Below are 19,164 nucleotides of genomic sequence, written 5' to 3'. Positions count from 1 at the left end.
CCGTGGGAGTTCCGTGAACATCGCCGAACTCGTTTCCGTGGCGCGTGGGGGTTCCCTGCGCGCCACGGGGCGTCTGCTCAGCCTGGTCGAAAGCTCCCGCCGCGAGGAAGTGCTCGCCGCTCTCGACCCCGCCACCACCCGAGTGGTCGGGCTGACGGGACCTCCGGGTGCCGGTAAGTCGACCACCGTCGGGGCACTCACCGGCGCGTACCGGAAGAAGGGGATGCGGGTCGCTGTGCTCGCCGTGGATCCGTCCTCGCCGTACAGCGGGGGCGCGCTGCTCGGCGACCGGATCCGGATGTCCGATCACATCAACGATCCGGATGTGCTCATCAGATCGGTGGCCGCGCGGGGTCATCTCGGTGGGCTCGCGGCCGCGGTACCGGCGGCGATACGATTGCTCGCCGCGCTGGCCTACGACGTGATCCTGCTGGAGACCGTCGGGGTCGGGCAGTCCGAGATCGAGATCGCCGCTGTCGCAGATCCGACCGTGGTCATTCTCAATCCCGGTGCGGGTGACGCGATTCAGGCCGCCAAGGCCGGACTGCTCGAAGTGGCCGACCTGCTGGTGGTCAACAAGGCCGACCGCGACGGCGCCGATCAGACGGTGCGCGACCTGCGCGCGGAAACCGACGTGCAGATTCTCAAGCTGGTCGCCTCGACCGGTGAGGGCATCGACGAACTGGTCGACGCGATCGAGGCTCATCAGCGTGCGGATACCCCTGCCCGCCGGACCGCCCGCGCCCGGAGCCAGATCCTGTCGCTGGCCCAGACCCGGCTGCGGACACATCCGTCCCTTGCCGAACTGGCTGCGGCCGTCGCGGACGGTCGTACGGATCCGTACGCGGCGGCCGCGCAGCTGGTCGGGGAGCAGATGGAGCCGTCAACCCAGTGACGGGATGATCTGCGGCAGGTCGAACGTGGTCCTGATGCCGGGCGCCGACGCGATCACCGCGGGCACTGCGTTGACGGCGCGGTTCGCCGTGTAGTTCGGCGACATCTCGCTCATCTGTTCCATGGGGAACGGAAAGCGCATCTCGATGTCGAGCGGGGCGTCCCCGTCGATGTAGACGTGCCAGCCGGTCCGGTGCAGATCCCAATCCGCGTCGAGGTCTGTGGTGCAGTACCAAGTGGGACGGAAGCGCATCAGTTCGCGGCCGTTCCGGATGCCGGACACGGTGATCCGCTGGGCTGCCACGGTTCCCGCGCCGATCGTGCCGGCGGCGATCTCGACCGTGTTCCGGGCAGTGGCGAGCTCGCCTGTCGCCTCGACCGAATCGAGTGGGAGTCCGAGTGAGTCGGCGAGATGGCGCAGTGACGGTCCGAAATTGGCCTGCACGTGCGAGATTCGGTTCTCGTCGAAGTCCACTGGGGTGGTGCCGAAACCCATTATCTCGAAGAGTATTCCGGGGGAGTCGCGCTGGGAGAGATCGGCGTACTCGTCGATTGCCAGGTGGTCGAGGCGGCGCTGGATCGAGGCCAGGGTCAACGGAAACGCCTCGGTGATGAATCCGGGGCTGCTGCCCGTGCTGTGCACCGAGGTGCCACCGATCGCGCATGCCGTCTCGACGGCGTCACGAACAGCCGGGTCCATGCCGGCCGGGTGATGGAACTCGCCGCGAGTGGTGACGATGTTGGTACCGGAGGCGAGTATCCGGCACACGTCGTCGACGTCGAACCTCAGCGACATGTACAACACGCAGTCGGCACCGAGGTCGACTATCTCGTCGATGTCGCGTGTTGCCTTCACCCCCACCGGATCTCGTCCGCACAGCTCGCCGGCGTCGCGGCCTGATTTGGTGTCGCTGTGAACGTACAATCCGGCCAGGGTCAGCGCCGGATGGTCGATCACCGCCCGCAGCGCACGCGTTCCGATGTTCCCGGTGGCCCATTGGACCACCCGGTAGGTGCGACGGCCGTCGGAATCGATGTCGCTGATGTTGCCGGAGGGCAGAGTCGTTCGTTCCACGTCACACCTCGGTATCGGGTACGGCCACCTGACGTCGGATGCGACGCCGGCGGGTGGAGCAGAGCTGCTACCGCTGCTGCTCTGGCTGGGACGGCAGGCGGAGTAGTGCTTCTTGTGCGAAGGACGCGACGAGTTCGCCGCTGCCGGTGAAGATGTCGCCGCGGCCGAAGCACCTGCCGTGGGCGACGAGCGGGCTGTGATGACGCAGAAGGAGCCAGTCGTCGGTGCGGAAGGGGCGATGGAACCAGATGTTGTGCGAGGTGACGGCAGAGGTGAACGCGGTGCCGTTTCCGGTCTGGCAGAAGCCGTCGATCGCCAGCAGTGCGGTGCCGATGAGGTTGAGATCGGTGGCGTATGCGGTAAGAGCAGGGGCGAGTGCTGCGTCGACTTCCGGTGTGCGCATCCACATATCGAATTCGGGTGCGGCGGTGCCGAGATCGTTCAGATCGGTGGCCGTGCGCACCTCCCACGGGATGAGGCTCAAGTCGGCCGCGTTCTCGTCCGGCAGCACGGACGGCACCTCCGGCGTGGTCTGGACATCGGGTCCGTCCTCACCGGTGTGCATGGACACCGACGCGGTGGCCAGGACACCCCGGGACTGCCGCGCGACCAGCGTGAGGGTGGCAAAGGAGCGACCCTCGTGCTGCCGCGTCACCTCGTAGCGGACCGGTTCGTCGGCGCGGCCCTCGCGGGCGAACACCGCATGCAGGGACTTGATGACCTTTTCCGGGCAGGTCCGCTGCGCTGCGCAGACGAACTGGCCCAGCAGCTGGCCACCGAAGAGGCGGTGATATTCGAGTTTTTGATTGGCGCCTTCGAAGAGGGTCACGTCTGTGTCGGGCTCTGCCGACGGGGACGAACGCAGATCGAGGCAGGCGAGGAGATCGTTCCAAAGCTCGGGCACACGCCGAGTGTAAGCGAATGCTGCAACTTTGAGAATATGGTTCTCTTCAGTTGCCGGCGAATCCTCGCGAGCAGAACTCCCACACTTCCTCGGCGGAGATCGGGCGCGTCGCGGTCTCTTCGCCGCCGCTCGACTGTGCGATGAACATCACGGTCTGCATCGTCATGGCTGCGGCGCGTCGCGGGTTGACGCCGGAGCGGAGGTTGCCTGCGGCGGCCACCTTCTCCATCAGTTCGGTGAAAAGGGTGAGCATCGCCGCGTGCGCGACTTTCACCTCGGTGGGGTGGGTGAGCAGCAGTTGCGGCGCGAAGTCGGTGAACAGCGGCCGCTGCGCGGTCGGGTCGGGGCGCGACGATTCGAACAGCAGCTCCACTGCGACGCGGAGCTGGTCGATCGGCTCGTCCTCTCCGGCCGCGGCGGCACGGATCTGATCGGCGGAGCGTCCCAGGGCATCCTCGAACAGGGCGAGCAGCAGTTCGTGTTTGCCATCGAATTGCAGATAGAAACTGCGCAGCGACTGCTTCGACCGGTCGACGACCTCCTGGACGGTGAAGTCCGTCGTCCCTTTTTCCGTGATGATCGCCTGAGCTGCGTCGAGGAAGCGCTGCACGCGCTGCTCGGCGCGGAGCTTGGCGGTCCGGATGGAGCGCTCTACCGCACGCTGTTTCCAGGCTGGTTCTTCGCTGGGGCCGGTCACTGCTCGGACTGCCCTCTGTCACGTGGAGCGAACATAGGAGCACTGTACCGGAGACGAACGGGGTTTCGGACTACTTACCACAGAGTCAGTTCCGCTCGGCGAGACGATTACTTTCGGTACATGAGAATGTTATTCTCAATCACATTGTGCACCGCAACTCTGGCAGAGAGGTAGGTCGGGATGCTGTTCGAGCTCGACTCCGATCAGCGGTTATGGCAGGACACCGTCCGTGACGTCACGGCCAAGGAATGTCCACCGACGCTGATCCGAAACATCGTCGACAACGGCGCAGATCCGGAGCCCTTGTGGAAGGTCTATTCGGGGCTCGGCTGGACCGAGCTCACCGACCCGGCCGCGACCGTCGAACTGGCGATCGTCCTCGAGGAACTGGGCCGCGCGACCGACCCCACGCCGTATCTCGCCACGATGACCCAGTTCGCGCCGCTCGCACCGGATGCGGCGCAACCCGGCCAGTCGGGTGCGGCTGTCTATCAGGGCGTGACCGCACACCGTGACGCGCAGGGATGGGTTCTCAACGGCGTCGGACGGCAGGTGCTCGACGGCGACCGCGCCGACCTCCTGGCCGTGGTCACGGAATCGGGTGTCTTCGAAGTCGCCGCTAACCAGGTCACGGCCGTGCGGACCCCGGTCTTCGATCCCGCACTGCACGTCGCCGAGGTCTTCTTCGACGGTGTCCGTGTCAGCGGCGATCCCCGTACCGACCTCGATGTCGAGCGGGCCCGGCACCTGGCCCTCACGGGGATCGCGCTCTCGACGGTCGGTGCGTGCCAACGTGTTCTGGATCTGGCACTCGACCACGTGCGCAACCGTCAGCAGTTCGGAGTGGCGATCGGCACGTTCCAGGCCGTTCAGCATCGAGCGACCGATATGCACGTGGCTATCGAACGGGCCCGGGCGCTCGCGTACTTCGCAGCGCTCACCATCGCCGAGGACGACCCACGTCGTCGTCTGGCATCGGCCATGGCCAAAGCCGCAGCCGGCGAATGCCAGTCCCTGGTGTTCCGCAGCGGCCTGCAACTGTTCGGCGCCATGGGCTTCACCTGGGAGAACGACCTGCAGTTCGCGCTCAAGCGCGCACGCGTCGGCGAGCATCTGCTCGGTGGTGCGGCGGAGCATCGGGCCCTGATCGCCGAGGAGTACCGTGCAACTCTCGTTTGATTCCGACGTCGAGGAATTCCGCGCCGAGTTCGTCGCGTTCCTCGAAGAGCACCTGCCCGACGAGGCCGAGGCCACCGAGCGTTCCCAGTCGAGCGCCGATGTTCCCGAGTGGGCTCGGCGCTGGCAGCGTCTCCAGTTCGACAACGGTTGGCTCCTTCCTGCCAATCCTCCCGAATTCGGCGGCCGCAACGCGAGCCTGCTCCAGCAGTACGTCCACCTCGAGGAACTCTCCAAGCGCCGGATCTACCACAGCTTCAACCCGCAGGGTCTCGGCATCATCGCTGCGTCACTGCTGTCCTTCGGTACCCCGGAGCAGAAGGACAAGTGGGCCAAGCGCATTCTGCGCGCCGAGATCACCGCAGCACTGGGCATGAGCGAGCCCGGCGCCGGATCCGACCTCGCGTCGCTGCGGACCCGCGCGGTGCTCGACGGCGACCACTTCGTCGTCAACGGGCAGAAGGTATGGACCTCGGGCGCGCACGACGCCGACGTACTGCTCACGTTCGTGCGCACCGATCCCAGTGCACCCAAGCACAAGGGCATCAGCGTTCTCCTGATCCCGACCGATACGCCCGGCGTGGTACGACGCCCGTTTCCGTCGATCGCCGACGCCGACGACCGCGACTTCAACGAGGTGTTCTTCACCGACGTCCGGGTGCCGGCCGAGAATCTCATCGGGCAGATCAACCAGGGCTGGACGGTGGCCAACGGCTCGCTCGGACACGAGCGCACTTTGCTGTGGCTGAGCTTCGCCGACCGGTTGCAGAACTTCGTCGAGGACTTCCGTCCCCGCACGGTGATCGACAACGACCACTACGCGACGCTGATCATGGACCATCAGGCGCTGCGGCTGCTCGGGTCGGCGGCGCTCGCACGCGAAACACGGGGCGAACAGGATGTGGCCGCGCTGTCGGTGCTCAAACTGCTCGGATCCGAAGCGGTGCAGAACGCCGCGGAACACGCACTCGATGCGGCGGGTGCCGACGGCCTCGTTCATCCGGCGACGACGTCGGCGTATGTCCCGTGGAACCTCGACAATTTCTCGGCGAGCTGGTTCGAACGGTACGCACGTAGTTTTGCGGGGACCATCGCGGGCGGCACCTCCGAAATCCAGCGCAACATCATCGCCCAGCGAGTGCTCGGGCTACCCCGTGGCTGAGGAGGCCGGCGTGTACATCCTCTACGACGTTTCCGATCGAATCGCGACGATCACGCTCAACCGGCCGGAGGCGGCCAACGCTCAGAATGCCGCGCTGCTCGAAGAACTCGACGCGGCATGGATGCGCGCTGCCGACGATCCGGATGTCTCGGTGATCGTGCTGCGCGCGGAAGGCAAGCATTTTTCTGCCGGCCACGATCTCAACGGAACCGGCCCGGTCCCCGACAAGATCACCCTCGAGATGATCTACACGGCGGAATCGCGGCGGTACCTCGAGTTCTCGATGCGGTGGCGCAACATCCCCAAGCCGACGATTGCGGCGGTGCAGGGGCGCTGCATCGCGGGTGGGCTCCTGCTGTGCTGGCCGTGCGATCTCATCGTCGCATCCGACGACGCATCGTTCTCCGATCCCGTCGTCATGATGGGGATCGGCGGAGTCGAATACCACGGCCATACTTGGGAACTCGGCCCGCGTAAGGCGAAGGAAATCCTCTTCACCGGGCGTGCGGTGACGGCCGAGGAGGCGGAGAAGACCGGCATGGTCAACAAGGTCGTGCCGCGTGCGGAACTCGATGCCCAAACGCGGGCGCTCGCCGAGCAGATTGCGCAGATGCCCCCGTTCGGTCTGCGTCAGGCGAAACGGGCCGTCAATCAGACCCTCGATATCCAGGGCTTCTACGCCGCCATCCAGTCGGTGTTCGATGTCCACCAGACAGGCCACGGCAACGCGCTCAGTGTGAGCGGGTATCCGATTCTGATGAAGCTGGACGAGATGAAACAGAACATGAAGTAGTCCGCACCGGAAGAGGCCGCCCCGTCCGGGGGCGGCCTCTTCCGCATCGGTCTCCAGTGCGAATTTCTATGGGGGGTCACACTTTGCGGGTGACGCCTCCGTCGACGCGGATCACCGCTCCGGTGGTGAAACTCGATGCATTGCTGGCCAGGTGCAGCGCCAGGGGTGCCACCTCTTCGGGCCGGCCCATCCGGTTGAGGGGAACGAACGGGGCGTCCTCGCCTTCCGCAGGAGCCCACGACTTGGACAGGTCCGTGCGGAAAGGGCCGGGCAGAATGGCGTTCACGCGGACCTTCGGCGCGTACGCCTCGGCCAAGCCGACGGTGAGCGCGTTGAGGCCCGCCTTGGCGCACGCGTACGGCAGTTGGTTCACGCTCGCCACCAGCGATCCGGCGGTGCCGATGTTGATGATCGAGCCGCCTTCGTGCTCGGCCATGTAGGCGCCGGCGCGGACCGCGAGGCGGAACGGACCCTTGAGGTTGACGTCGAAGGTCTTGTCGTACAACTCTTCGCCGATCGCCTCCAGATTCTCGTACACGGGCGACATTCCGGCGTTGTTGACGAGCACGTCGAACCTGCCGAAGTGCTCGAGCGTCTGGTCGACGAGGTCGTTGCAGTCTTCCCACCGCCCCACGTGGCACGCCACGGGCAGTGCGCGTCGCCCGGTCGTGGCCTCGACCTCCTCGGCGGCGATCTTGCAGGAGTCGAGCTTGCGCGAGGCGATGACGACGTCGGCACCGGCCTCGGCGAGGATCTGGACGATGGCGCGGCCGATGCCGCGGGAGCCGCCGGTGACCACTGCGGTCTTTCCCGTGAGGTCGTGGAGGGATGCCAGAGATGCCAAAGATGTCATGAATGAATCATGCCCGAAAATCCCTCTGTTGGAAAGCCTATTCTCATGTGTCAGAATTGCATTCCAACGCTTTGCAAGGAAGGAAAGCCGTGACGCTGCAAGAACTTCAGGACAAGGCCGAAATCGCCGATCTGATCTACCGATACGCGACTGCGGTCGATACGAAGGACTGGGATCGTATGGCCTCGGTCTTCACCGAGGATGCGCATCTGGATTACAGTTCGGTCGGGTACCCACCCGGCTCCCGCGACGAGGTGCTTGCGATTCTGCGTCGTGCGCTGGAGCAGGTGCCGATGACACAGCATTTCGTCACCAACATCGAGATTCGGCTGGACGGCGACCGTGCGCTGGTGCGGGCGATGTTCTACAACCCGATGCGATTGCCGGGCGCGACCGAATTGACATACTGCGGTGGCAATTACCATCACGAAATGGTTCGCACCTCCGACGGATGGAAGAGCTGCCGGCTCACGGAGGAAAGCCTCTGGTTCTCGAATCATCCCGACCCGGCGAAGAACTGACTTCGCCGGGTCGGAAAAATTCGGAGGCGCCGGTCAGAGATTCACGAGGCGCGGAGCCCATCCGTCCGAGCGGATGGTCGCTCCCGCCTCGCGGGTCAGCTCCTTGGAACTGCCGAGCAGCCCGTCGAGAAACAGGGCACGTCGAATGTGCCGGTGCAGATCGTGTTCGGCGGTGAAGCCGATACCACCGAGCACCTGCTGGCAGTGCCGGGCCGCCGTCAACGCGGCGGTGCCCGCTGCCGCCTTCGCCAGCAATGACCCGAACTCGTCCGTCGCACCGAGCAGTGTCGCCTCGGCACCTTCGATCGCCACGAGAGTCTCGGCGAGGCGGTGCCGTACCGCCTGGAAGCCCGCGATGGGCTTGCCGAACTGGGTGCGGTCGAGCGCGTGCGACCGCGCCAGGTTCAGCATGGCGCGGCTCGTCCCCACCAGCCACCAGCCCAGGGCGCGCCGGCCCGCGGCAAGCGGTACCTCGCTTCCGGATTCGACGACCTCGATCGGCAGTTCCCCGTCGATCGCGGTGGTCACCTGATCGACGCGGTTCCACACGATCCACGATCCACCGGTGTACGGCAGCGCAGCGGTGCCACCGACGACGCCACCGGATTCGGCAAGCACGACGTCGTTGATCACGGGAGCGTGCGCGCCGGTCTCACCGAGCAGCCGGAAAACCAACGGCACCGTCGCCTCGGGCATCTCGGCAAGCATCTCGTGCCAGCCCAGATCCGTCAGCGCGGCGTCGAGCGCGGTGCCCGATGTGGACTCCATCGTCTTGCGGAGCGCGTCGGCGAGCAACCCGAGGTCGGAATCGACGGTCGAGGCTGCTTCGTACGTGGTCATTCGGCCCCCAGATCGAGTAGGCGGCGCGCGATGATGTTGCGCTGGATCTCGGCGGTGCCGCCGTAGATCGTCGCGGCGCGCGAGTACAGGAATTCGGTGCGCCATTCGGTGTCCGACAGCTCGAGCACACCGGGAAGCAGATCGCGGGCGGTATCGAACAACTGCTGTTCGGCGGTGGCGAGCAGCACCTTGTCGATGGAGGTCTCCGGACCCAGGACGCCGCCGTCGGCCAGTCGCTGCTGGGTACCGTACGAGCGGCACCGCACGGTGTGCAGGGCGAGATAGGCGGCACCGATCTCGTCGTCCGCAGTCGAATCGGATTCGGCCAGGAGCTGATCCAGCTTCGTGAACAGGTACGCGATCCGGTGCCAGAAGCACGTCGAGCGCTCGTGCGGCAGCAGATCCATCGCCACCCGCCAGCCGTCGCCCGGCTGCCCGAGCATCCGGTCGGCCGGAACGACGACGTCGTCGAAGTACACCTCCGCGAATTCGTCGACACCGTGCATCGTGCGCAGTGGGCGGACGGTGATGCCGGGCGTATCCATGTCGACGAAGAACGCAGTGATGCCCTTGTGCCCCGGACCGGTACGGGTGAGCAGCACGCAACGAGAAGCGAACTGCGCCAGACTGGTCCAGACCTTCTGCCCGTTGATCACCCAATCGTCGCCGCGCTGCACCGCCCGGGTGGACAGCGACGCGAGGTCGCTGCCCGAGCCCGGTTCGGAAAATCCCTGGCACCACTGTTCTTCGCCGTTGAGCAGCCGCGGCACCATCTCGGCCGCGAGCTCCGGTCGTGCATACGAAATCATGGTAGGGGCGAGAACCTCGACCATCGAATAGATGCCGGGCTCCGCAAGCTCGCGGGTCGCCACCTCTTCACCGAGAACGGCGCGGAGCACCGCCGGGCCACCGAGACCACCGATCTCGGCCGGCCACCCGTAGCGCATCCACCCCGCATCGTAGAGCGCGCGCCGAACCCGTCCCAGTTGTACGACCTGCTCGTCGAACGTGAGCCGGGGCGCGGGCGTCAGGTCGTTCTCGTCGAGCCAGGTACGCACCCGGCTCCGAAACTCGCTGACATTCATGCCGATGGCCGCTCGAATGCGTGAGGGATACCCGAGTCGTGCGCGCCGCTGCGGCGGATGAACGTCATGGCGCGAGTCTTCAGTCGCCAGCCGTCGTCGGTGCGCACATACGTGTCGTTGTAGTAGCCGATGCGCATGTCGTGGGTGGAGTGCTCGACGAAGCACAGGGGCTGCGTTCCGGTCGCGGTATCGCCGTCCAGTGCGATGAGCGAGGTGCCGGTCATGAACAGGCCCTGGGGAGCGGCCGCGACCAACTCGGGGAACTGGTCGAGAGTGAAGGCATCGCCGAAGGCACTGTAGGTACCGTCGGGGGTGAAAACCGCGACCACGCCGTCGACGTCGCCCTTGGTCATGTTCACCGCATAGCGGGCGAGCAGCTGGTTGATCTCTACGAGGTCGTCACTTGTTGACATAGACCTTTCCGCCTTTCATCACGAACCGCACGTCCTGGGTGACGGTGATGTCTTCGGTTGGGTCGCCCGGAACGGCGATGATGTCGGCGAGCAGGCCCTCGGCCAGCCGGCCCCGATCGTCGACATCGATGAGTTCGGCCGCGTTGATCGTCGCGGCCTGAATCACCGCGAGAGGCGGCATTCCGCGGTCGACGAGCGCGACGAGTTCGTCGGCGTTCTTGCCGTGCGGGATGGCGGGGGCATCGGTGCCGACCGCGATCTTCACACCGGCCTTGTAGGCCGCGAGAACCGAAGTGCGTGCTTTGGGGAACATTTCGGCGGCCTTGGCCTGCAGATCGGCCGGGGCATGCGAGACGTCCATGGCGTCGGTCAGTCGCGTGGTCGGCACGAGGAACGTGCCGTTCGCGACCATCTGATCGATGGCGTCGTCATCGATGAGGAAGCCGTGCTCGATGCAGTCGATCCCCGCGGCCACGGCAGAACGAACTGCGTCCGCGCCGTGCGTGTGCGATGCGACCTTGAGCCCGCGTCGGTGTGCCTCGTCGACGATGGCGCGAAGTTCCTCGTCCGAATAATGCTGTGCACCGGGAAGTCCGGTGTGCGACATCACGCCGCCCGAGACGCAGACCTTGATGAGCTGGGCGCCGTGCTTGATCTGGTACCGCACCGCCTTACGGACTTCGTCGACACCGTTGGCGATACCCTCCTCGATGGTCAGTTCCAGCACGCCGGGTGCGAACGCAGCGAACATCGTGGGATCGAGGTGCCCGCCGGTCGGGGTGATCGCATGGCCGGCGGGCACGACGCGCGGTCCGTCGACCCAGCCCGCGTCGATCGCTTTGCCCAGTGCGACATCGAGCAGGTAGCCGCCCGTCTTCACGAACAGACCCAAATTGCGGACCGTGGTGAAGCCGGCCCGCAGCGTGCGGCGGGAATTGCCCACCGCACGCAGCATGCGCAGGGGCGGGTCGTCCTGCACCGTGGAGTAGACGGGCTTTTCGCCCCGCCCGCCCATCAGCAGGTTGACCTCCATGTCCATCAATCCGGGCATCAGAATCTGATCGCCGAGGTCGATGACCTCACCCTCCGGTTCGCCGCCGACACCGACGATCCGATCCCCGTCGATCCGCACAATGCCCGGACGGATGATCTCGCCGGTATCGACGTCGAGTAGTCCGGCCGCCTTCAGTGTCAGCATGCGACTACACCACCGGTTCCTTGATGAGTTCGGCCCAGGCGGCGCCGCTGTCGGGGACGCGGGGTTGTTTCCAGACTTCGATGGGGAAGGAGACCATGACCAGTGATTGCATCAGGTGCATGAGGGCGCGGGCGTCGTCGTCGAGGTCGTCGAGGTCGAATTTGTCGAGGTAGGTGATGGCGTCGTCGAGGCGGGCGAAGGCGGTGTCGTAGAACTGTTGCATCTCGGGCATGGTGGAGGCGAGGCGTTTGGCGTAGCGCTCGGGTTCGGTGGCCAGTGCCCAGTCGGCGTAGGGTTCGAGGTCGGCGAATTCGGTGGGCAGCCGGGTCTCGGTGGTGGTCATCGCTGGTACTCCTTGACGTAGTCGGCGACGGTCTTGTGGAGGTGGCGCAGGAGCACTTCTTGGTCGCAGAGGGGGAATTCGGTGACCGCGCGGGTGCCGATCATGGTTTGGGTGGCTTCGAGGGTGTTGGCGTCCTGGAGGGCGTATTCCTTGAAGGTGACCGCGGCGAGTTCCTGGGCGAGGCGTTCGCGGGCGTTCTTGGGGGGGACGAAGTAGAGGCTGGCTTCGAAGATGTGCTTGTCGACGGCGGTGGGCCAGTAGTTGTAGGTCAGGTACCAGCCCGGTTCCCAGATGAGCAGGGTCATGTTGGGGAAGAATTCGAAGCTGTCCTGGCCCCAGCTGTGGAAGTTGGCGGGGTTCAGGGCCTTGGGCAGGGGGTCGAGGCCCTCGATGTCGGGTTTGTCCCAGGGGCCGAACAGGCCCGAGCGCAGGGCGCGTTCGATGGGTTTGACCATGGCGGGGTCCTTCGGCGGTGCCATGCCGCCCCAGGAGGAGATCATCGAGTGCGGGGGCTGCAGGTCGTAGTGCAGGGCCTCGTAGCCGTAGCCGGCGAGCTTTTCGGCTTCTTCCTTGACCGCCTGCTTCATGTGCAGGATGGGGGCGTGGTAGAACTCGGCGAAGGCGTCGATGAACAGTTTCCAGTTGGCGCCGATTTCGGAGCGGTAGCTGTAGACCTCGGTCATCTTGTCGAAGGGGTAGCCTTCGAGTTCCTTGGCGTAGTCGCCGAGGTAGTCGACCAGGGCGATCGCGTCGGGGTCGAGGTTGATGTAGATGAACCCTTCCCACGTTTCGCAGCGGACGTCCTTGAGGCCGTAGTCCTTCTTGTCGAGGTCGAAGAATTCGCCTTCTTGCTGGACGAAGGTCAGCTCGCCTTCGAGGCTGTAGCGCCAGGCGTGGTATTTGCAGGTGAACTGCTTGCAGCTGCCGGCGGTTTCCTCGTTGGGGAAGTCGTTCCAGACGAGTTTGTTGCCGCGGTGGCGGCACACGTTGTGGAAGGCGCGGATCTTGCCGTCGTTGCCTTTGACGATGACCAGGGAGGTGCCCGGTCCGGCGGAGGGCAGTTCCTTGGTGAAGTAGCTGCCGGTGCGGGGCAGTTGTTCGACGCGGCCGACGTAGAGCCAGGTGCGTTTGAAGATCGCTTCGCGTTCGGCTTCGAAGAAGGCGGGGTCGATGGAGTCGGTGTAGTCGACCGGGGCGGTGCCGAGCCCGGGGAAGCTTTCGGTCCAGCTTCCCTCGGCCGGTTTGGTGAAGTGGGGCAAGGCGCTACCTCTCGGGAAGGCGATCTCAGCTATGAGAATGCCGCTCTCATTGATGATTATTAGGTTTCCACACTGTCCGTCGTACGTCAATGTCCGGGGCGTGGACGGCTGCGCGAACTCACCGAGCACGACGGGTTCCGGACTTCGCCGCCCGGCGTTTTCCCGTTTTTCGCCTGCCGCGCCGGACACAGGGCGATCCTGGGAGTGCTCGACGCCCACTGACGCGGGTCGGAGGTCGAAATGCTCGATTGGGGAACGGTCGTCCTCGACAGCGTGATCTGGACGGCGAAGGCGTACGCGATCACCGTCGTCGTATTCGTCGCCGTGCTCGCCGCGGTGGTGCGGTTCACGCGCTGGGGCCGGCAGTGGTGGCGGATCGCCGCGTCGTACTTCGACCCGCGCAACGGCGTAGGTGGTCTCGCTCTGGCCGCGCTGGTGCTGTTGTTCACCGTATTCGCGGTGCGGATGAACGTGCTGTTCTCGTACTGGTACAACGACTTCTACACCGCTATCCAGAATCTGGACGAGCCCGCGTTCTGGCGGTTCATGAGGATCTTCGCGGTGCTGGCCACGGTGCATGTGCTGCGGGCCCTGATCACCTATCTGATCGGGCAGACGCTCGATATCCGATGGCGGACCCACTTGAACGCACGCCTCGTGGACACGTGGTTGCGAACCGGGTCCTTCTACAAGGATCGGTTCGTCGAGTCGCCGATCGACAACCCCGACCAGCGCATCCAGGTCGACGTCACCGACTTCGTCACCACGACCCGGGTGTTGTCCATGGGTGCGGTCACCGCCGTGCTCTCGATCGTGAGCTTCACCGGCATCCTGTGGGATCTGTCCGGACCGTTGACCGTGTTCGGTACGGAGATACCGCGCGCGATGGTGTTCCTGGTGTTCGTCTACGTACTCGTCACCACGGCGGTCGCCTTCTGGATCGGCCGTCCGCTGATCCAGTTGAGTTTCCTCAACGAGAAACTCGGCGCGACCTACCGCTATGCGCTGGTGCGAGTACGTGAATACGGCGAATCCATCGCGTTCTACCGCGGTGAGGGCGTCGAGCGTGGCGGACTGCTCTCGAAATTCGCTGCGGTCATCCGCAATTGGTGGCACATCGTGTTCCGGATGCTCAAGTTCGACGGATTCAACCTGACCGTCAACCAGACCGCGGTGATCTTTCCATTTCTCGTGCAGGGCCCTCGGCTGTTCGCCGGGCAGATCACCCTCGGTGACGTCATGCAGACGAGCAACGCCTTCGGGCAGGTGCACGACTCGTTGTCGTTCTTCCGTGAGTCCTACGACGACTTCGCTGCGTTCCGGGCCACCACGATCCGCCTCAACGGTCTGCTCGACACCTCACGACAGGCCGGCGAGCTACCCACCCTCGTGCCGAGCGCGCAGGGCGACCGGCTGAGTCTGAGCGGGTTGTCCGTCGGCACTCCTTCGGGGAAGCCGTTGGTGACCGACCTGTCGCTCAGCGTCACGCCCGGCCAGGCCCTGCTCGTGCGCGGGCCGTCGGGCAGCGGGAAGACCACGCTGCTGCGCACGATCGCGGGGCTGTGGCCGTATGCGCGGGGCGGCATCGACCGGCCCGCCGGCGACGGGCTGTTCCTGTCCCAGAACCCGTACACGCCGCTGGGTACCCTGCGCGATGCCGTGACCTATCCCCACACCTCGGTACACGACGACGATGCGCTGCGGCAGGTGCTCGAGAAGGTTGCGCTCGGGCATCTCGTCGACCGCCTCGACGCCGAATCCGATTGGGCGCGCACCCTGTCTCCCGGTGAGCAACAGCGGCTCGGTTTCGCGCGGATCCTGCTGTCCGAGCCGGCGATCGTCTTCCTGGACGAAGCCACCGCGGCCGTCGACGAGGGGCTCGAGAACTTGCTCTACCGCACGTTGCGGACCGCGCTCCCGGAGGCGGTGATCGTCAGCGTCGGACATCGGAGCACTCTGGACAGCTTCCACGATCGGGTACTCGAACTCCAAGGGGACGGGCGATGGGCGATCACCGAGCTCGTGCGGTGATCGATGCCCTGGTGCTCCGAAGGGATGGTGCTCGGCGCACATCTTTCTCTGCCGCGTTCCGGGTCGCTCGGCCGGCTGGATCAGGACCGTTTCGCCGTTGGCGAGAGCGCAACAAGAGCAGGATGCCCGCAATCTCCGATCGCGACACATATGGCTGCCGCCAGCTGCGGGAGTCGCTGGAGGCGTCGCGATTGTCGCCCAGCAGGAAGTAGTGGCCGGCGGGCACATCGAAGCTCGCCCGGTGGGTTGCTGCTGAGGCGTACGGCTCGTCCAGAAGCTGCTCGTCGACCCAGACATGGCTGCCGTCGAGGCGCAGACGATCGCCGGGCAGGCCGATGATTCGCTTGACGATTCGTTGCCCGATCTCTCGGGAGTCGACCGCAACGATCACGCCCCGGCGGAATCGGTGCTTCCGTCGGGGTGCGATCGTCAGGACCAGCTGCCCGTCACGCAGGCCCGGGGCCATCGAGTCCGACTCGACGCGGGTGAACCATGCCGGGAGGGCTGTCACCGGTGTTGGTGGACGGCGTGGTCGTGTGAGCCGTGGTGGTGGTGGTCGTCCTCCCCCTCGGCGTACTTGAAGAACTGGACGTACGCCGCGACGTAGTCCCTCGCCGCGTCCAGGTCGTCGACGTCGAACCCCTTCTTGGCCAGCGCCACAGTGAAGCGCTTCTGCAGCTCGTCCCAGCGATCGTCGGGAATGAGCCCACGCAGCGGCTCGATCGTCCCCGCATCCAGCGCGGCGTCCGCTGCCACGACCTCGGCCGGCAGCTCGGTGCCGGTCGGCTGGATGCCGTCGAACCCGGCCCCCTCACCGGCCCGGTGCACGCGAACCAGCGTTTCCAGGAATGCGCGCGCGGCCCGGTCGGCGTCCTGCCTGCCGCGGGCGGCCTGGGCGGCGTCGAACGAGGCGCGCACCTCCTCCTCACCTTCGGCGTGGACCCACTTCAGAGCGTAGTTGGGGTTGCCGGTCTCCAGTGCCCTGCGGCCGTCCTGGACGGCCGGACCGTCCTCGGTGTCGCAGTGGGCCGAGGCGGGCTGGATCAACGCGGCGGCCAGGGATCGGGCGGCTGCCTGCATAGCGTTCAGGATTCTCATGGTGACTCCTTCTCGAGTGCTGGGGCGGTGTGCCGACGAGCTGAATCTACGTCTCTTACGGGCCCAGCGCCTTGACGGAGTTGGTCGCATGAGTCTTCGGATGGAGTCGCTGCGACGGATCTCGGATATCACAGCGCGATTCGGCATGGCCGACGAAGATCGGCCGCGCCGCCCCGTTATCGACCCGTCGCCTGATGATCGACCACGCGACATTGCGCGCGGCGTCCCCGCCGCGACCCGAGAGCTGTCCTCCGGTAATCGTTTTCGGGGTCGACAGGCGCGTGACGGATTCGGGACGGTTCCGGTCGCCATGGTCTGTGCGGTGGGTGATGCAGTCTGCGGCATGGTCGACCCGCGATCGGAAGGGCCGGAGCCGCTCCGGGAGGGCACGCATCGCGCAATTCAGCGCAGCTATGGACTCACCGGTGGTTGTCAGAACGAGCTGACGGTGCGTGGCGCTGTTCACCCAGGCATTTCGAATCCCGTCAGGATCACCGCATTGGTCTCGGCAGCAGCCTGTCGTAGCGGCTTCGCGGCCTGGTACTCCTCCGAGTCGTACCATGCCTGGGCCGCCTCCACGGATTCGAATTCGAGGACGACGGTGCGGTCGCCGTGCCACTCGCCCTCGAGAACATGCGGATTCGCTTCGACTGCCAGAACGGATGCGCCGCTCGCGCGGAGGGACGGTGCCGACGCCTTCCCGTACTCGGCCATTCCCGCGTGATCCCGGATGGCCTCGGTGAGGACGACGTACGCCTTGGGCATGAATTCTCCTTGGTGCCACATCTTGCTTCTACAGACGAGAATGCCATTCTATCGGTAATGGCAGAGGCGCAAGCGACAGTAGAGAAAGACGCCCGCCTCCCGCACGGGGCCGAACCGCGCGGGAGGCGGGCCTCCTTGCTGTGAAGCGTTGTGATGGAACGGTATTCCTCTACACGACCGTGATTGCTCGCTCGGGGCAATTCGCGGCGGCGTCACGAACCGCGTTCTCGTGCTGGGACGGAACCTCCGAGACGAGTGTCACGGCGTAGCCGCCGTCGCTCAGGTCGAACACCTCGGGACATGTTGCGAGGCAGACTCCGTGGCCGCGGCAGGCATCGTCGTCGACAGAAACCTTCACTTGTCGTTGCCTTCCGCGGGCGTGTATTCCAGGTGCAGCGCCAGCAGGCCCCGCAGGATGAACGTCGGGAGGTAGCCGAACTTCCGATCGCCTTCCGGGCCGTGCACCGTCTCGGAGAGCTTGATCTCGCTGGTCCGTTCGAGAAGTCGCTGGATACCCACGCGTGCTTCCGTACGGGCGAGCGGGGCGCCGGGGCACGAGTGGATACCGCGTCCGAATGCGATGTGGGTACGCGCATTGCGCCGCTCGAGATCGAACTCGCCCGGATCCGTGAACTGGCGGGGGTCGCGGTTGGCGGCACCGTTGACCAGCATCATGATCGTGCCGGCGGGAACGTCGACGCCCCCGACGGTGGTGGGTGCCTTGGCGAGCCGGAAGTCCCCCTTGATCGGGCTCTCCACGCGCAGTGCCTCTTCGGTGAAGTTGGGGATGAGCTCCGGGTCGGCGCGCAGGGTCTTCTGGAGTTCGGGATTCTCGGCAAGGATGCGGAGCGCCGAGCTGAGCAGGCGTACCGTCGTTTCCTGGCCGGCGGAGAAGACGTTCGCCGCGATGCGAAGGACATCGTCGACGGGAGGCAGCGTCCCGTCCGGGAACGTCGCCGTCGCCAGGCCGGTCAGGACGTCGTCGGTGGGGTTCGCGCGGCGGTCCACGATGTAGTCGCCGAACTTCTTGTACAGGAACTCGAGGGGGTTGAGCTTGAGCGCCTCGCCGTCGGTGCTGCCCAGCGAGAAGCCCTTCTCGACCTGGATATTCAGGCCCTCGATGAACTCCTGATGATCGCTCTCCGGGACGCCCAGCAGATCGGCGATGACGAGCATCGCGAACGGTGCGGCGAATCCGGTGATGTAGTCGCCCTCACCCTTGGCGAGGACGTCGTCGAGGAGCTTGTCGGCCAGGCCCCAGATGAACTCTTCGTTCTCCTTGAGCCGTTTGGGGGTGATCAGGCGCATCAGCAGAGCGCGGTGATCGGTGTGCTGGGGCGGGTCCATCGTCGGGAGCTGGTCGTTCATCGGCAGCGAGGGGCGGTGCTCCTCGATGAACTCGCTGATGTCGTCGCTCTCGGGGGGCACGGGCAGCCCGGAGAACGGACCGGTCACCGAGATGCACGAGGAGAACGTCTTCTCGTCGCTCAACACCTGGATGGCCTCTTCGTATCCGGTGACCATCATGACGTTCTGATGCGGTTCCCGCTTGACCGGGCACCCCTGACGCATGGCGTCGTAGTACGGGTACGGGTTCTCGACGAGATCCGGGTCGGTGAAGAAATTCAGCGTCTCGTAATCGGTCATTCTTTTCCTCTCGCGGGGGCGATGGCGGGGCTGCGGCGGACCTGGCTGATCACCGTCGCGGCGACCGACCAAGATCTCGAGCACATCCAATCACGCCGCCCGAGACGCAAAAATGTGGGAGCTTTCGTGCAATTCGGACTTGTAATCGAGCACTAATGTGCTCGCGGAGGCTCTGGGTCGATCACAGTTTGCGATCGCAACGGGCGATGCCCGCACCCGCCCCGCGGATCCCGAAGGGGCCGTGGTGCGAGTACGGGCATCGCATCGTCGTGAGGGTGGTCAGACCACCGGTTCCTTGATGAGTTCGGCCCAGGCGGCGCCGCTGTCGGGGACGCGGGGTTGTTTCCAGACTTCGATGGGGAAGGAGACCATGACCAGTGATTGCATCAGGTGCATGAGGGCGCGGGCGT

Annotated in this window: 21 protein-coding genes; 6 read left to right on the top strand and 15 right to left on the bottom strand. The window is 65.5% G+C overall.

All coding sequences use genetic code 11. From position 1 onward, the window contains the following. The first annotated feature begins 13 nt into the window (after window positions 1–13). On the top strand, window positions 14–895 hold the full coding sequence (gene meaB, locus Q8814_RS12425; RefSeq protein ID WP_330152329.1) for a methylmalonyl Co-A mutase-associated GTPase MeaB: 882 nt from the start codon (window positions 14–16) through the stop codon (window positions 893–895). On the opposite strand, the gene Q8814_RS12420 is transcribed toward meaB, so the two are convergent. The 3 genes from Q8814_RS12420 to Q8814_RS12410 form a co-directional block, all read right to left on the bottom strand. Continuing rightward, window positions 884–1,969, bottom strand: coding sequence for an NAD(P)H-dependent amine dehydrogenase family protein (locus tag Q8814_RS12420; protein WP_330152328.1), 1,086 nt, complete (start codon window positions 1,967–1,969; stop codon window positions 884–886). The two genes, meaB and Q8814_RS12420, sit on opposite strands and share 12 nt — an antisense overlap. A 67-nt stretch (window positions 1,970–2,036) precedes the next feature. After that, window positions 2,037–2,873: an acyl-CoA thioesterase gene (locus tag Q8814_RS12415; RefSeq protein ID WP_330152327.1), complete on the bottom strand. Its 837-nt coding sequence runs from the start codon at window positions 2,871–2,873 to the stop codon at window positions 2,037–2,039. A gap of 46 nt (window positions 2,874–2,919) precedes the next feature. Beyond that, window positions 2,920–3,570: a TetR/AcrR family transcriptional regulator gene (locus tag Q8814_RS12410; RefSeq protein ID WP_330152326.1), complete on the bottom strand. Its 651-nt coding sequence runs from the start codon at window positions 3,568–3,570 to the stop codon at window positions 2,920–2,922. 180 nt (window positions 3,571–3,750) lie between these two features. Here Q8814_RS12410 and Q8814_RS12405 point away from each other — a divergent pair, with 180 nt between their 5' ends. From Q8814_RS12405 to Q8814_RS12395, 3 genes are read left to right on the top strand one after another with little or no spacing between them, the layout of a single operon-like run. After that, entirely contained in the window at window positions 3,751–4,749 is a 999-nt protein-coding gene (locus Q8814_RS12405) for an acyl-CoA dehydrogenase family protein (RefSeq protein WP_330152325.1), read from the top strand. Then, window positions 4,733–5,908: an acyl-CoA dehydrogenase family protein gene (locus Q8814_RS12400; protein WP_330152324.1), complete on the top strand. Its 1,176-nt coding sequence runs from the start codon at window positions 4,733–4,735 to the stop codon at window positions 5,906–5,908. The genes Q8814_RS12405 and Q8814_RS12400 overlap by 17 nt, the downstream gene beginning before the upstream one ends. A gap of 10 nt (window positions 5,909–5,918) precedes the next feature. Continuing rightward, on the top strand, window positions 5,919–6,701 hold the full coding sequence (locus Q8814_RS12395) for an enoyl-CoA hydratase (RefSeq protein WP_330152323.1): 783 nt from the start codon (window positions 5,919–5,921) through the stop codon (window positions 6,699–6,701). Between the two features lie 76 nt (window positions 6,702–6,777). Here the strand turns inward: Q8814_RS12395 and Q8814_RS12390 are convergent, their stop codons facing one another. After that, a complete protein-coding gene (locus tag Q8814_RS12390) occupies window positions 6,778–7,554 on the bottom strand; it encodes an SDR family NAD(P)-dependent oxidoreductase (RefSeq protein ID WP_330152322.1) in 777 nt (258 codons plus the stop codon). An 89-nt stretch (window positions 7,555–7,643) separates the two neighbouring features. Here Q8814_RS12390 and Q8814_RS12385 point away from each other — a divergent pair, with 89 nt between their 5' ends. Next, window positions 7,644–8,075, top strand: a complete 432-nt coding sequence (locus Q8814_RS12385) for a nuclear transport factor 2 family protein (protein WP_330152337.1) — start codon at window positions 7,644–7,646, stop codon at window positions 8,073–8,075. A 33-nt stretch (window positions 8,076–8,108) separates the two neighbouring features. On the opposite strand, the gene Q8814_RS12380 is transcribed toward Q8814_RS12385, so the two are convergent. Genes Q8814_RS12380 through Q8814_RS12355 form a run of 6 tightly spaced genes read right to left on the bottom strand, consistent with a single transcriptional unit; the run spans window position 8,109 to window position 13,213 of the window. Beyond that, window positions 8,109–8,915: an acyl-CoA dehydrogenase family protein gene (locus Q8814_RS12380; RefSeq protein ID WP_330152321.1), complete on the bottom strand. Its 807-nt coding sequence runs from the start codon at window positions 8,913–8,915 to the stop codon at window positions 8,109–8,111. Further along, a complete protein-coding gene (locus tag Q8814_RS12375; RefSeq protein ID WP_330152320.1) occupies window positions 8,912–10,000 on the bottom strand; it encodes an acyl-CoA dehydrogenase family protein in 1,089 nt (362 codons plus the stop codon). Before Q8814_RS12375 ends, Q8814_RS12380 begins: the two co-directional genes overlap by 4 nt. Then, window positions 9,997–10,413 (bottom strand): nuclear transport factor 2 family protein, encoded by a 417-nt coding sequence (locus tag Q8814_RS12370; protein ID WP_330152319.1) that lies wholly within the window; start codon window positions 10,411–10,413, stop codon window positions 9,997–9,999. Before Q8814_RS12370 ends, Q8814_RS12375 begins: the two co-directional genes overlap by 4 nt. Then, window positions 10,400–11,611, bottom strand: a complete 1,212-nt coding sequence (locus Q8814_RS12365; protein WP_330152318.1) for a metal-dependent hydrolase family protein — start codon at window positions 11,609–11,611, stop codon at window positions 10,400–10,402. Before Q8814_RS12365 ends, Q8814_RS12370 begins: the two co-directional genes overlap by 14 nt. A 4-nt stretch (window positions 11,612–11,615) precedes the next feature. Further along, window positions 11,616–11,954, bottom strand: coding sequence for a hypothetical protein (locus tag Q8814_RS12360; protein ID WP_330152317.1), 339 nt, complete (start codon window positions 11,952–11,954; stop codon window positions 11,616–11,618). Next, the gene (locus Q8814_RS12355) at window positions 11,951–13,213 is read right to left on the bottom strand and encodes an aromatic ring-hydroxylating oxygenase subunit alpha (RefSeq protein ID WP_330152316.1); all 1,263 of its coding nucleotides are present in this window, start codon (window positions 13,211–13,213) and stop codon (window positions 11,951–11,953) included. Before Q8814_RS12355 ends, Q8814_RS12360 begins: the two co-directional genes overlap by 4 nt. A 240-nt stretch (window positions 13,214–13,453) precedes the next feature. Between Q8814_RS12355 and Q8814_RS12350 the strand changes: the two genes are divergently transcribed. Next, the gene (locus Q8814_RS12350) at window positions 13,454–15,244 is read left to right on the top strand and encodes an ABC transporter ATP-binding protein/permease (protein ID WP_330152315.1); all 1,791 of its coding nucleotides are present in this window, start codon (window positions 13,454–13,456) and stop codon (window positions 15,242–15,244) included. Here the strand turns inward: Q8814_RS12350 and lepB are convergent. From lepB to Q8814_RS12325, 5 genes are all read right to left on the bottom strand, one after another. Continuing rightward, entirely contained in the window at window positions 15,225–15,755 is a 531-nt protein-coding gene (gene lepB, locus Q8814_RS12345) for a signal peptidase I (RefSeq protein ID WP_330152314.1), read from the bottom strand. The two genes, Q8814_RS12350 and lepB, sit on opposite strands and share 20 nt — an antisense overlap. Next, window positions 15,752–16,342 carry a DUF6448 family protein gene (locus tag Q8814_RS12340; protein ID WP_330152313.1) on the bottom strand — a complete coding sequence of 197 codons (591 nt, stop codon included), beginning with the start codon at window positions 16,340–16,342 and terminating at the stop codon, window positions 15,752–15,754. Before Q8814_RS12340 ends, lepB begins: the two co-directional genes overlap by 4 nt. A gap of 462 nt (window positions 16,343–16,804) precedes the next feature. Then, window positions 16,805–17,107 carry a DUF1330 domain-containing protein gene (locus Q8814_RS12335; RefSeq protein WP_330152312.1) on the bottom strand — a complete coding sequence of 101 codons (303 nt, stop codon included), beginning with the start codon at window positions 17,105–17,107 and terminating at the stop codon, window positions 16,805–16,807. A 169-nt stretch (window positions 17,108–17,276) separates the two neighbouring features. Next, on the bottom strand, window positions 17,277–17,465 hold the full coding sequence (locus Q8814_RS12330) for a ferredoxin (protein ID WP_330152311.1): 189 nt from the start codon (window positions 17,463–17,465) through the stop codon (window positions 17,277–17,279). Further along, on the bottom strand, window positions 17,462–18,754 hold the full coding sequence (locus tag Q8814_RS12325; protein WP_330152310.1) for a cytochrome P450: 1,293 nt from the start codon (window positions 18,752–18,754) through the stop codon (window positions 17,462–17,464). The genes Q8814_RS12330 and Q8814_RS12325 overlap by 4 nt, the downstream gene beginning before the upstream one ends. Window positions 18,755–19,164: the final 410 nt, after the last annotated feature.

The sequence above is a fragment of the Rhodococcus chondri genome, assembly GCF_036327435.1.
GTDB lineage: Bacteria > Actinomycetota > Actinomycetes > Mycobacteriales > Mycobacteriaceae > Rhodococcus > Rhodococcus chondri.
This window is presented reverse-complemented; position numbering and strand designations above follow the sequence as displayed.